Here is a 12949-nt window from a genome sequence, read left to right as displayed (position 1 = left end):
CTCTTCCAGGAGGCGAACATGCCGTCACGCGAGCTTCCCTATCCGGTGTTCGACGCCGATAACCACTTCTATGAGCCCAAGGAAGCGCTCACCAAATTCCTGCCCGAGCACCGCAAGGGCGTCATCGACTACATCGATGTGCACGGCCGCACGAAGATCGTGGTGCGCAACCACATCAGTGACTACATCCCGAACCCCACGTTCGAGGTCGTCGCCCGGCCCGGCGCCCAGGAGGAGTACTTCCGTCACGGCAGCGGCGGCAAGAGTTACCGCGAGGTGATGGGCAAGCCCATGAAGGCGATCCCCGCCTTCCGCAATCCCGAAGCACGCCTTGAGGTTCTGGACAGCCTCGGCCTGGACTACACGATCATGTTCCCGACGTTGGCCAGCCTGGTCGAGGAGCGCCTGAAGGACGACCCGGACCTGATCCTCGACATCATTCACGCGCTCAACGAGTGGATGTACGAGACCTGGCAGTTCAACTACGAGGGCCGGATCTTCTCGACACCGGTCATCAACCTCGGCGTCGTCGACCGTGCGCTGGAGGAACTCGAGTGGTGTCTGGAACGCGGCGCCAAGACCGTGTTGGTCAGGCCCGCGCCGGTGCCCGGCTACCGCGGCAGCCGTTCGCTGGGTCTGCCCGAATTCGATCCGTTCTGGGACGCCTGCGTCAAAGCCGGTATCCCGGTGTGCATGCACGCCTCCGACAGCGGTTATTCCCAGTACCTCAACGATTGGGAGCCGGCCGAGGAGTTCACGCCCTTCAAGCCGACCTCGTTCCGGATGGTCGCGATGGGCAAGCGGCCGATCGAGGACACCATGGCCGCACTGGTCTGTCACGGTGCCCTGACCCGCAATCCGGATCTGCGCATCCTGTCGGTGGAGAACGGCGCCTCCTGGGTGCCGTACCTGTTCTACCAATTCAAGGACGTCTACTCGAAGATGCCGCAGGAGTTCCCCGAGGACCCGGTCGAGGCCTTCAAGCGTGCCATCTACGTCGCCCCGTTCTGGGAGGACGATTTCAAGAAGATGGCCGACCTGTGCGGTATCGACCGCATCATCTTCGGATCCGACTGGCCACACCCCGAGGGGCTGGCCGATCCGATCAACCTGGTCGACGACCTGCAGGCACATGGCCTCGACGAAGAGGGTGTCCGAAAGGTCATGGGCGGCAACCTGGTCGACCTGTTCAAGGTCGAGAACAAGAAGGTCTACCGGCCCGATGTCCCGGCGCTCGTCCTGAACTGATCCAGTCCTCCTCACACCCAAGAAGCTGGGCCGACTTTATGACCGATGTGGCAAATCCCGAACAGATGCTGTTCACCTCCACCGCGCAGGCCTTCCTGGAAAAGGAGGTGCCGCTGACCCGCGTGCGCCAGCTGCACGCCGAGGGAGTCGCGTTCGACCCCCAGTGGTGGGGCCGCGCAGCGGAATTGGGTTGGGCCAGCCTGCTGGTGCCCGAGGAGCTCGGCGGCGGCAGCCCGTCCGGGGACGGCGTCACCGACCTGGCGCTGCTCGCCGAGCAGGCCGGCCGCACCGTGGCGCCCGGCCCGTTGCACCCGGTCAGCATCGTGCTGGCCGGCCTGGTCGAAGCACCCAGCGGACATGAGGAATTGATCGAGGCGCTGGTGTCCGGCGAGACCGTGGCGTCCTGGGCGGCCTATGAGCCCAACCGGCCGTTCGGGGCCCTGCAGTCCGCCACCGGCATCGGCACCACGGCAACCCGCACCGCATCGGGGTACCGGATCGACGGTGTCAAGGACCGCGTCGAAGCCGGCGACCAGAGCGGCACGGTGCTGGTGGTGGCCGTGTGCGACGGGCAGATCCGGCAGTTCGCCGTGCCCACCGATACGGCCGGGGTCACGGTCACCCCGCAGAAGTCGGTGGACCTCGTCAAGCGTTATGCCCGAGTGCAATTCGACGGCGTCGAGGTCGGCGAATCCGCCGCGGTGGGGTCCGCCGAGCAGACACCGGCCATCATCGAACGCCAGCGCCAGGTGGCCCTGCTGCTGCAGTGCGCCGAGATCGTCGGAATCCTCGACGCGGTGCTCACGATGACCAATCAGTGGCTCGTCGACCGGCACAGCTTCGGTCGCCCGTTGGCCTCGTACCAGGCCCTCAAGCATCGCGCGGCCGACATGAAGATGTGGTTCGAAGCCGCGCGCGGCACCACGGCTGGTGCGGTGGCCGCGGTGGCCGAACGTTCCCCGGACGCACCGAAGCTCGTCAGCGTCGCGAAAGCCTATGTGGCCGAACGTGCTCCAGTGATGCTGCAGGACTGCGTGCAACTACACGGCGGCATCGGCGTGACCTGGGAACACGACCTGCATCTGTACCTGCGCAGGGTCTCCCTGTACCGGGCCATGTACGGCTCACCCGAAGACCACCATCGCGCGGTGTACGCGCTGAGCCGCAAGACCCGCGCAGCCGAGGAGGTTGGGGCATGACCGACACCGTGAGCACGACCGCCACGACTGAGTCTGTCGAAGAATTCGCCCTGCGCGCCCGGACCTGGCTGGCCGAGAACATGCCGTCCATCGATCCGGACAACCCTCCGTTCTCGGTGCGTGCCGAAACCGAATCCTGGGAGCGCGCAAAGGAACTGCAGAAGCACCTCTACGAAGGTGGATTCGCGGGCATCTGCTTCCCGCGCGAGTACGGCGGCCTGGGACTGGATTACGCGTACCAGAAGGCGTTCAACGACGAGTGCACCGCGTATGAGATGCCGCTGATCCTCAACACTCCCTCGTTCACCATCTGCGGCGCGACGATTCTCGACATGGGCAGCGAAAAGCAGAAGCGCGAGCGCATTTCAGCCGCGATCCGCGGTGACGAGGTGCTCTGCCAATTGTTGTCCGAGCCCAGCGGCGGGTCGGACCTGGCCGGTGTGATCACCCGCGCAGAGCTCAAGGGCGACACGTGGATCATCAACGGCGCCAAGACCTGGAGCACCAGTGCATTTGCCGCCGACTACGGGTTGATGCTGGCCCGCACCGATTGGACCGTGCCCAAACACGAGGGCCTGACGATGTTCCTGGTGCCGCTGAACGCTCCGGGTATCACGATGCGCCGCATCACCGAGGTGAACGGTAACGAGGAGTTCTGCGAGGAGTTCTTCGACAACCTGGAACTTCCCGCGGACGCCGTGGTGGGCGAGGTCAACGACGGCTGGACGGTGGCCTCGCGCCAGCTGCACCACGAACGTCGCGCTGTCGGGGGCGGATCCGAGTTCGCCAGCGGGACCGGCGCCGAGAACGCGAACGAGATGCCGCCGGATCACATCGCACTCGCCGAGGCCACCGGGCAGGGTGACGACGCCCGGGTCCAGGACCTGGCAGGCCGTGCCCTGGTGCGGCGCATCGTCAAGAAACAACTCATCGACCACGTCGGCAGCGCCATCGCCAACGGCTCGCTGCCACCCAACGCGGGCACCCTGATCCGGCTGTTCCACGCCGAGACCACCGAACTCGAGGTCGACACCGCGTTGGCCATCGCAGGCACAGCAGGTGTGATCGACGAAGGTTCGGCAGATGTCCCCGGCCTGCTCGACATCGGGGTCCGCTACCTGTCTCGCCAGACAGGGTCGTTGGGCGGCGGCAGTTCGGAGATGGCACGCAATGTGATCGGCGAGCGGATCCTGGGCTTCCCACGCGAACACGCGGCCGACCGCGGCGTGCCGTTCAATGAGGTCAGGCGCAACAAGAGCTGACCGTCCTTCAGCACTGAGGCACGGTCGTGTCGACAGGTTTGCCGCGTACGGTGGGGACCAGTCAACGCAGGGGGAATCCCGATGCCCACCATTCATTTGGAACGAGTGATCGCAGCACCGCTCGAGCAGGTCTTCGACTGGATGGCCGACCCAGCGGGTCTGGCCACCGCACCGCTGGTGCTCCGGTCCCGGTGGGCGGCGGGTTCGTCGGAACCCGCCGTGGGGGCCGTACGGGCGGTGACCGGAGCCGGTATGTGGTTTCGGGAGGAGATCACGGCCTACGACCGCCCGAACAGTTACTCGTATCTGATCATCGGGTCTTTCCCGCCGTTCGATCACGACGGCGGCACACTGACTTTCGCACCCCGCGGCGACGGTACGCACATCGACTGGACGACGAGCTACACCCACCCCGCACGCGCCGGCGGTAAGGCGATGGAGGCCATCAGCTCACGGCTGCTCCCGTGGAATTTCCGCGGCATCCTCACCAACTGCGCCAGGGCGCTGGAGCACTAGGCAGTCTCTCCAAGAAGACACTTCCCATGATAGGCATCATGCGATTAGCATGATGTCTATCATGCGAAATCCAGCGACGAAGCGTGCCGACAGCAAGCAGGAGTCTCAGGACCGGATCCTCGATGCCGCCGCACGCAGGCTGCGCGAAGAGGGACTGACCGGTGCGGGCATCGCCGCAGTGATGCGCGATGCCGGGCTCACCCATGGCGCCTTCTACTCCCACTTCAGCACCAAGGACGAGCTTGCGGGTGCGGCCTTCGCCCATGCCATCGGCACCGGTCGCCCGCGCTGGATCAAGCCGTCACACGGTGAATCCTGGCGAGCCCGCCTGAGTGGCCTGGCCAAGCGCTATCTCACTCCGGCACATCGCGACGACCTGGCGACCAGCTGCGCCTTCGCCACCTTGGGCTCCGAGGCAGCTCGTGGATCCGACGAATTTCGTGCCGCGTACGAACGCGAGCTCCGCACGTCGCTGTCCGCGATCTGCGGCGACGACACCGACGACGAACGGTTCGACGAGGCCATCGCGCTGATGGCAGTCTGCGTCGGCGGCATGACCCTGTCCCGGGCGGTCGCCGACCCTGAATTCTCCGCGCGCATCTTACGTAGCGCTCGGGCCGCCGCCGCCAAAGTTGCCGAAGACCAACCACATTGAGGAGAACGTCATGGTCAGCGCTGAACCGTACGGAAAGCTGCAGTACAAGGAAATCAACGGTAAGCAGATGGCCTACGTCGACGAGGGTGACGCCGCGGCCGCTTCGGCCATCGTGTTCCAGCACGGCAATCCCACCTCGTCGTACCTGTGGCGCAACGTGATGCCCCACCTGGAAGGCCTCGGCCGGCTGGTGGCGTGCGACCTGATCGGCATGGGCGGCTCCGACAAGCTCGACGATTCCGGGCCGGACCGCTACCACTATGCGGAGCAACGCGATTACCTGTTCAAGCTCTGGGACTCACTGGATCTGGGAGACCGTGTGGTGCTCGTCCTGCACGACTGGGGATCGGCACTGGGGTTCGACTGGGCCAATCAGCATCGCGACCGCGTGGCCGGGATCGCCTACATGGAGGCCATCGCGTCGCCGATGACGTGGGCGGACTGGCCCGACCCGGTGCGGGAGGTCTTCCAGGGTTTCCGCTCCCCCAACGGTGAGTCAATGGTCTTGGAACAGAACATGTTTGTCGAAGGTGTACTCCCCGGAGCGATCCGGCGCACACTGACCGACGAGGAGATGGACCACTACCGCGCGCCGTTCCGCGCGCCAGGTGAAGACCGCCGGCCTACGCTCTCGTGGCCACGCAACATCCCGGTCGACGGCGAGCCCGCCGACGTCGTCGCGATCGTCGAGGACTACGGCAACTGGCTCAAGACCAGCGACGTCCCCAAACTCTTCGTCAACGCCGAACCCGGCGCCATCATGCGCGGGCGCGTCCGTGAATTCGTCCGGGCCTGGCCGAATCAGGCCGAGGTGACAGTTTCCGGTTCGCATTTCATTCAGGAGGACAGCCCCGACGAGATCGGTGCGGCCATCGCGGACTTCGTTCGCGGGCTCGCCGGCTAGTTCGTGGAGCTGGCTACGGCCTCGGGAACGACTGACTCGACTTCGCGGTCATCCCAGTCGCTTTCACCGCCAGGAGCATGCCCGCGGGTCAACACGAACAACGCCGTCGCGGCCAGTGCGGCACAGCTGAACATCAGCGTCCCCATCGGCACCGCGCTGTGCTCACCGGCCAGACCTACCAAGGGCGACGCCACGGCGCCGAGGCCGTATTGCACGAATCCGATGATCGCCGAGCCGGTTCCGGCCGCGTACCGGACCTCCCCGATCGCCAGCGTGGTCGCGTTGGCGAAGGTGAAGCCGACGGTAGCCATGAAGCCGGCCATCAGGGCCACGGTCACCGATGGCAACACCCCACCGACTGTGACATTGAGCAGCATCAGCAGCGTGACGATGACCATGGCCGAGACACCGCACAGCAGAAGCTTGCGTGGCGAGACGGTACGAACCAGCCGGGCCGACACCACACCCGACACGGCTACCGCCAGGGCGCAGGCGCCGAATGTGAGCGAGTAGGCCCGAGGCGACATACCGATGATGTTCTGGAGCACGAACGGCGAGGCCGAGATATAGGAGAACATCGCCGCCGCGGCGAAGCCGAGGGTAAGCGTGTAGCCCATGAAGCGGCGATTGCCGAGCACCGAAACAGCGTTTCGGGCAAAGGCGTTGATTCCGGCGGGACGGCGATTCTCGACGGGCAGCGATTCTCCTGCCAGGAAGAATGCACCGATCAGCATCAGCAGGTTCAACCCCGCGAGTGCGAAGAACACCGCGCGCCAGCCCAGGCCGGCGACCACCTGACCGCCGAGCACGGGCGCCAGGATCGGCGCCAGCACCCCGATGACCATCATCACCGAATACAGCTGCGCTGCCTGGGAACCGCGGGTGCGGTCGGTGATGATCGCCCGGGCGATGACCACCCCCGCGGCACCGGCGAATCCCTGCACGAACCGCAACGCGATCAGAACCTGGACCGACGGGCTGAACGCGCACAACACACTGGCCGTCAGGCAGGCGACGACGCCGATCAGCATCGGACTGCGCCGCCCGAGCCGATCGGAGAGTTGGCCGATGAACAACTGCCCTACCGCCAGGCCCACCAAAAAGGTGGTCAGGGTCAGCTGAATCATCGACGCCGACGTCCCGAACTCGTCTGCCATGCCCGGAAACGCCGACATGTACATGTCGACCGAGAACGGTGTCACGGCGGTGAGTAACGCCAGAACGATGATCAGTGCCACTGAAGGTGGCGTGGTGGCCGGAGTTGCCGATCGAAAGGCCATGTGCCCCTTACTTCAATATTTGAGCGTTAAGATTATTTATATCAATATACTTATTGACCCATAAGTATTGAAGGGTGCTATGGACGACACTTCGCCTCCCGCCGACGGTGGCCGACTCCGCGAACTCGCACTCGTGCTGCACGACCTGTCTTGGCGGATCGCACGGTTGGGCCCGGCCCAGGTCGGAGTGGATCCACTTCCGGCATCTGAACTCGCAGTACTGCGCTCGATCATGGAGCAACCGGACCGCAGCGTGTCCGAGGTCGCCGACTCCCTGTCGATGCAGACCAGCAACGTGAGCACCGCGATCCGTGCATTGACCGAACGCGGGCTGGTCGGCAAACGGGTCGCCGACAACGACCGGCGCGTTTACCTGCTCTCCCCCACGCCCCGGGCCCTTCGCGAGCGCGACCAGATCGAGAACGCGATTGCAGCGACAGTCTCGGCAGCACTCGACGCCATCCCGAAAAGTCAGCTCAGCGCGCTACAGAAAGCCGCACCCGCCTTGGAGGCACTGACCCACCAGGTCGGGCCCCACTCGTGGTGACCACTGACGAACACCGGCTCAGAACAGCGTCGGCTGCACGGGCGACGCGGCAGTCGTAGCCGAACCGGCGTCGACAACCCGCGGTGCGCCCGTCAACCCATGCCTGGCGACCAAAGGCCGGACCCGGGCCCGCAGCATGTCGCGGTAGTCCGCGGGCAGGTATGCCCCACGCCGATACAGCCGCTGGTACTCACCGACCAGATCAGGACGCGCGCGTCCCAACCAATCCATGAACCAGCCCCGTGTCGAACCACGCAGATGCAGACCGAAAACGGTCACCCCGCTCGCACCGGCCGCCGCGATCCGGCCCAGCAACGCGTCGAGATGCTCGACGGAGTCGGTCAGGTACGGCAACACCGGGGCGACCATGACGTGGCAGTCCAGGCCCGCCTCACGGATCGCCGAGATCAAGCCGAGGCGCGCTTGCGGCGAGGGTGTTCCGGGTTCGACGTCGCGGTGCAGATCTTCATCGCCGACCGCCAGCGACACCGCCACACTCACCGGCACCCGGTCGGACGCGTCGGCGATCAAACTCAGGTCCCGGCGCAGCAGTGTGCCCTTGGTGAGGATGGAGAACGGCGTGCCGGAATCCGCGAGCGCCGCGATGATCCCGGGCATCAGCGCGTAGCGGCCCTCGGCCCGCTGATACGGGTCGGTATTGGTGCCCAGTGCGACCGTCTCCCGGTTCCAGGACGGGCGACGCAGTTCGCGGCGGAGCACTTCGGCGACGTTGGTCTTGACGACCACCTGCGAGTCGAAATCCGAGCCGGAATCGAGGTCCAGGTACTCGTGGGTGGGCCGGGCGAAGCAGTAGCGACATGCATGACTGCAGCCGCGGTAGCCGTTGACGGTGAAGCGGAACGGCAGTGCGGATGCGGCCGGCACCTTGTTGAGGGCCGATTTGCACAGCACCTCATGGAAGGTCATCCCCTCGAACTGCGGCGAGCGGACGCTACGGACCAAACCGACCCGCTGCAGGCCGGGCAATGCACCGTCGTCGACTCCGACCGCTTGCCCATCCCAACGCACACTCCAATCGAACATCTGTTCGATGTTGATGTCAAGGTAATTCCACCCGTGTCGAACATGCGCAGACGAAGGCCGAATGGATACCTCGAATGAAGACTGGGTGCGCCGATGCCGCGGTTTCGGGTACGGCATCGGCGCGCGCCGAGGGCGCTTGCCCAGTCAAACGCACATCGGGCCGGAAGCGGAACCGCCCGACGTGCACTCGTTTATCGAACAACAGTTCGAGTGCGTAGTCAAGGCGGATCTCAGTCCGTGGGATCCTCGCGAATCCCGCATCGGGGCGTCAGCTCACCGATTACCACTGACCGAGCTGGCAGCGCGGGCTGTACGGATGATCGTTCTGGACGGCGATCTGACCGTCGACGGCGATCTCGCAGTGCGCGTTGGGCTGGGCCTGGCCCCCGTGCGTCGTGCTCGCGACGGTGAAGATCGCCCACTGCGGGTCGGCGAGCGTGGTCTCGAAGACCCAGGGCGCGTCGGGACCGACGTTCACCGTCGCCTTCTGCAGGTACTTGTACGCGTCCGCGTTGTAGGCGTCTTTGCTCGCAGGCTGCGCCGTCAGGTAGTAGAGGTCGAATTCGTAAGGCGCGCCAGACGTGAGCGTGTACTTCACCTGATGGCCTTGGCCCGCCGGGTCCGCATACGACGTTGCGTTGGAGACCGCCATACCCGCAGCCGCCAGAACCAGCGCCGCACCGACCGTGGTTGTCGCTTTTCGCATGTTCCTCATATCGACGCAGGCTACCGCCTTGTTACAGGTGCGACTAACGGGTCTCGTGACGCCGCGTCAACGGCAAACCAACTCTGCCTAGCTTGAGGTTAATTTGTTTGTCACACACAGACATTTCCCAGTAACAGCTGCGCTCTAACGTCCCGATTCGACACCCGCACAGGGTGTCAGCCTCTTGCACCGCTGCCGATCGTGATCGGCCGAGAAGCGCTGCCATTCAAGGGAAAGGTCGCCCATGCGAGTTCCAGGACGTGTCCCGTTCCGTCGGTCAACGTTAGCCGCAGGGAGTTTGATCGCAGTCGCCGGCTTGCTACTGGCCGGCTGCGGCAGCCGGGCGAGCGACACCGACACAGCAAACGCGACTTCCTGTGTGGACACCTCCGGCCCGAAGATCAAGGTCGGATCGTTGAACTCCCTGTCGGGCACGATGGCCATTTCCGAGGTGACGGTGCGCGACGCGATCAAGCTCGCGGTCTCCGAGATCAACTCCAAGGGCGGCGTCCTGGGCAAACAGATCGAACTGATCGGCGAGGACGGGGCGTCCGAGCCCACGGTATTTGCCGAGAAGGCCGAGAAACTGATCAGCAGCGATTGTGTGGCTGCGGTGTTCGGCGGTTGGACGTCCTCGAGCCGCAAGGCGATGCTCCCGGTGTTCGAGAGCGCCAATGCCCTGCTGTACTACCCCGTGCAGTACGAGGGCCTTGAATCGAGCAAGAACATCTTCTACACCGGCGCCACCACCAACCAGCAGATCGTCCCGGCACTGGACTACCTCAAGGAGAAGGGCGTCAAGTCGCTCTACCTCGTGGGCAGCGACTATGTGTTCCCGCAGACCGCCAACCGAATCATCAAGGCCTACGCCAAAGAGAACGGCATCGAGATCAAGGGTGAGGACTACACCCCGCTGGGCTCGACCGACTTCTCCACCATCGTCAACAAGGTCCGCAGTGCCGACGCCGACGCCGTGTTCAACACCCTCAACGGCGACTCGAATGTGGCGTTCTTCCGCGAGTACCGCAACGTCGGCCTGACCCCGCAGGAGATGCCCGTGGTCTCGGTCTCGATCGCCGAGGAAGAGGTCGGCGGCATCGGTGTGCAGAACGTCACCGATCAGCTGACCGCATGGAACTACTACCAGACGATCGACACCCCGGTGAACAACGCCTTCGTCAAGGCCTACAAGGACTTCGTCAAGGATCCCAAGAAACCCACCTCGGATCCCATGGAAGCCGCCTACGTCTCGGTCTACCTGTGGAAGAACACCGTCGAGAAGGCCAAGTCGTTCGACATCGCGGCGATTCAGGAAAACGCCGGCGGCGTCAGCTTCGATGCCCCGGAAGGCAAGGTCACGATCGACGGCGAGAACCACCACATCACCAAGACCGCGCGGATCGGCGAGATCCGGCCCGACGGCCTGATCTACACGATCTGGGAGTCCAAGGGTCCGATCGATCCCGACCCGTACCTGAAGTCCTACCCGTGGGCCGCGGGGCTGTCCGGCTGACGAGCGAAGCGACGGGGGAATCGAACACCGCATGGACATCCTCATCGGCCAGCTGGCAACAGGATTGAGCCTCGGCTCAATCCTGTTGCTGGCCGCACTCGGCCTGTCCCTGACGTTCGGCCAGATGGGCGTCATCAACATGGCGCACGGCGAATTCATCATGGCCGGCTGCTACACCGCCTACGTGGTGCAGCAGGTCATCACCAATGCCGGTGCCTCACTACTGATCTCGCTACTGGTCGGGTTCCTCGTCGGCGGCGCCATGGGCGCACTGTTGGAGGTGACGCTGATCCGGCGGATGTACCACCGTCCGCTGGACACTCTGCTGGTCACCTTCGGCGTCGGCCTGATCCTCCAACAGGTGGCCCGCGACATCTTCGGTGCGCCTGCGGTCAATGTCGTTGCCCCGGATTGGCTCTCGGGTGGCGTCGAGATTCTCGGCGCCGTGGTGCCCAAGACCCGCATATTCATCCTGGTGTTGGCAGTCGTTTGTGTGGCGGTGCTCGCCACCGTGCTCAAGACCAGCCCGATGGGGCGGCGGATCCGGGCCGTGGTACAGAACCGCGATCTGGCTGAGACCAGCGGGATCTCGTCCCGCAGAACCGATATCACCACCTTCTTCATCGGATCCGGCCTGGCCGCCGTGGCCGGTGTGGCCCTGACGCTCATCGGCTCCACCAGTCCGACCATCGGCCAGAGCTTCCTGATCGATGCCTTCCTGGTGGTGGTGGTCGGCGGTCTGGGCCAGATCAAGGGCACCGTGATCGCGGCGTTGGCCCTCGGTTTCCTGAATTCGTTCATCGAGTACAGCACCACGGCGTCGCTGGCCAAGGTGATCGTGTTCGGCATCATCGTGATCTTCCTGCAGGTGCGCCCGCAGGGATTGTTCACGGTTCGGACCAGGAGTCTGGTATGAGCGCACTGACACAGGGAATACGGACGAACCTGGGCCGCTGGCAGACGTGGGCCGGATTCGGCGTCGCGGCGGTGGTGCTGTTCGGCGTCGCCCCCGCCGCGCTGTCGGACTTCCGGCTCAGTCTGCTCGGTAAGTTCCTGTGCTTCGCGATCGTGGCGGTGGGCATCGGATTGGCCTGGGGCCGGGGCGGAATGCTGGTACTCGGGCAGGGTGTGTTCTTCGGCCTCGGCGGCTACATGATGGGCATGCACCTCAAGATCGCCGACGCCGAGATCCGCGGGCACGACGTGCCCGACTTCATGCAGATCGCCGGGGTACGGCACCTGCCTACCTATTGGGAACCATTCGCCTCCCCCGCGTTCACGTTGTTGGCAATCCTGGTTCTGCCGACGGGAATCGCGGCCCTGCTCGGCTTCGGTGTGTTCAAGCGCCGGGTCAAGGGCGCCTACTTCGCGATCCTCTCGCAGGCGTTGGCCGCGGCGCTGGCGATCCTGCTCGTCGGGCAGACCAGCCTCGGCGGCAGCAACGGGTTGACCAACTTCCGAACCTTCTTCGGGTTCAACCTCAATGACCCGACAAACAAGCGGATGGTCTATTTCATTGCGGCAGCGACTCTGCTGATCGTGGTCGCCGTGGTGCGTCAACTCATGTACAGCCGTTACGGCGAGTTGTTGGTCGCCGTGCGCGACGGTGAGGAGCGCGTGCGGTTCCTGGGCTACGACCCGGCCAACATCAAGGTCGTGGCCTACACCCTGGCCGCTTTGTTCGCCAGCATCGCCGGTGCGTTGTTCGTGCCGATCGTCGGCTTCATCGCGCCGTCACAGGTCGGCATCGTGCCGTCCATCGCCTTCCTGATCGGGGTGGCGATCGGCGGGCGCACCACGCTGCTCGGCCCGGTTCTCGGCGCCATCGGTGTGGCTTGGGCCCAAACCCTGTTCTCCGAACGGTTTCCGTCCGGGTGGATCTACGCGCAGGGCCTGTTGTTCATCGTCGTGGTCGGATTCTTCCCCGCCGGCCTGGCCGGGCTCGGTGTGCTGTTCGCCCGGTGGCGGCGCCGGCGGTCCACCACAGCGGATGCCGAGGAGTCCCAGCCCGAGGCGGCATCAGACACCGATACCGAGAAAGTAGGTGCCTCATCGTGACCGGAGCCGAGCAGGCC

The 12949-nt window shown here is 64.9% G+C and carries 13 protein-coding genes; 10 read left to right on the top strand and 3 right to left on the bottom strand.

The features are described 5' to 3' along the window. The first annotated feature begins 18 nt into the window (after positions 1 to 18). The 6 genes from ACZYZ7_RS03265 (at position 19) to ACZYZ7_RS03240 (ending at position 5784) form a co-directional block, all read left to right on the top strand. Entirely contained in the window at positions 19 to 1248 is a 1230-nt protein-coding gene (locus ACZYZ7_RS03265; RefSeq protein WP_135454026.1) for an amidohydrolase family protein, read from the top strand. A 38-nt stretch (positions 1249 to 1286) separates the two neighbouring features. Then, positions 1287 to 2447, top strand: coding sequence for an acyl-CoA dehydrogenase family protein (locus tag ACZYZ7_RS03260; RefSeq protein WP_463740184.1), 1161 nt, complete (start codon positions 1287 to 1289; stop codon positions 2445 to 2447). Next, positions 2444 to 3709 carry an acyl-CoA dehydrogenase family protein gene (locus tag ACZYZ7_RS03255; RefSeq protein ID WP_463740183.1) on the top strand — a complete coding sequence of 422 codons (1266 nt, stop codon included), beginning with the start codon at positions 2444 to 2446 and terminating at the stop codon, positions 3707 to 3709. The genes ACZYZ7_RS03260 and ACZYZ7_RS03255 overlap by 4 nt, the downstream gene beginning before the upstream one ends. Positions 3710 to 3790: 81 nt before the next feature. Next, positions 3791 to 4225: an SRPBCC family protein gene (locus ACZYZ7_RS03250; protein WP_450069043.1), complete on the top strand. Its 435-nt coding sequence runs from the start codon at positions 3791 to 3793 to the stop codon at positions 4223 to 4225. A 61-nt stretch (positions 4226 to 4286) separates the two neighbouring features. Continuing rightward, a complete protein-coding gene (locus ACZYZ7_RS03245) occupies positions 4287 to 4880 on the top strand; it encodes a TetR/AcrR family transcriptional regulator (RefSeq protein ID WP_167857829.1) in 594 nt (197 codons plus the stop codon). A gap of 10 nt (positions 4881 to 4890) precedes the next feature. Next, positions 4891 to 5784: a haloalkane dehalogenase gene (locus tag ACZYZ7_RS03240; RefSeq protein WP_450069042.1), complete on the top strand. Its 894-nt coding sequence runs from the start codon at positions 4891 to 4893 to the stop codon at positions 5782 to 5784. On the opposite strand, the gene ACZYZ7_RS03235 is transcribed toward ACZYZ7_RS03240, so the two are convergent. Then, on the bottom strand, positions 5781 to 7064 hold the full coding sequence (locus tag ACZYZ7_RS03235) for a multidrug effflux MFS transporter (protein WP_450069041.1): 1284 nt from the start codon (positions 7062 to 7064) through the stop codon (positions 5781 to 5783). The two genes, ACZYZ7_RS03240 and ACZYZ7_RS03235, sit on opposite strands and share 4 nt — an antisense overlap. Before the next feature lie 79 nt (positions 7065 to 7143). Here ACZYZ7_RS03235 and ACZYZ7_RS03230 point away from each other — a divergent pair, with 79 nt between their 5' ends. Next, complete coding sequence (locus tag ACZYZ7_RS03230) at positions 7144 to 7611, top strand: MarR family winged helix-turn-helix transcriptional regulator (RefSeq protein ID WP_135454011.1); 468 nt, start codon at positions 7144 to 7146, stop codon at positions 7609 to 7611. 18 nt (positions 7612 to 7629) lie between these two features. Here ACZYZ7_RS03230 and ACZYZ7_RS03225 read toward each other — a convergent pair whose 3' ends face one another. After that, complete coding sequence (locus ACZYZ7_RS03225; protein ID WP_210115651.1) at positions 7630 to 8640, bottom strand: Rv2578c family radical SAM protein; 1011 nt, start codon at positions 8638 to 8640, stop codon at positions 7630 to 7632. Positions 8641 to 8935: 295 nt separating this feature from the next. After that, positions 8936 to 9361: a hypothetical protein gene (locus ACZYZ7_RS03220; protein ID WP_210115650.1), complete on the bottom strand. Its 426-nt coding sequence runs from the start codon at positions 9359 to 9361 to the stop codon at positions 8936 to 8938. Positions 9362 to 9605: 244 nt separating this feature from the next. On the opposite strand from ACZYZ7_RS03220, the gene urtA reads away from it, so the two are divergent. From urtA to urtC, 3 genes are read left to right on the top strand one after another with little or no spacing between them, the layout of a single operon-like run. Next, positions 9606 to 10874 (top strand): urea ABC transporter substrate-binding protein, encoded by a 1269-nt coding sequence (gene urtA / locus ACZYZ7_RS03215; RefSeq protein ID WP_450069040.1) that lies wholly within the window; start codon positions 9606 to 9608, stop codon positions 10872 to 10874. A gap of 31 nt (positions 10875 to 10905) precedes the next feature. Beyond that, positions 10906 to 11790, top strand: a complete 885-nt coding sequence (gene urtB, locus ACZYZ7_RS03210) for an urea ABC transporter permease subunit UrtB (RefSeq protein WP_135454002.1) — start codon at positions 10906 to 10908, stop codon at positions 11788 to 11790. Positions 11791 to 11807: 17 nt separating this feature from the next. Next, the gene (gene urtC / locus ACZYZ7_RS03205) at positions 11808 to 12932 is read left to right on the top strand and encodes an urea ABC transporter permease subunit UrtC (protein WP_450069261.1); all 1125 of its coding nucleotides are present in this window, start codon (positions 11808 to 11810) and stop codon (positions 12930 to 12932) included. The last annotated feature ends 17 nt before the right edge of the window (positions 12933 to 12949 follow it).

Source organism: Mycobacterium sp. IDUB_17 (genome assembly GCF_055419465.1).
This window is presented reverse-complemented; position numbering and strand designations above follow the sequence as displayed.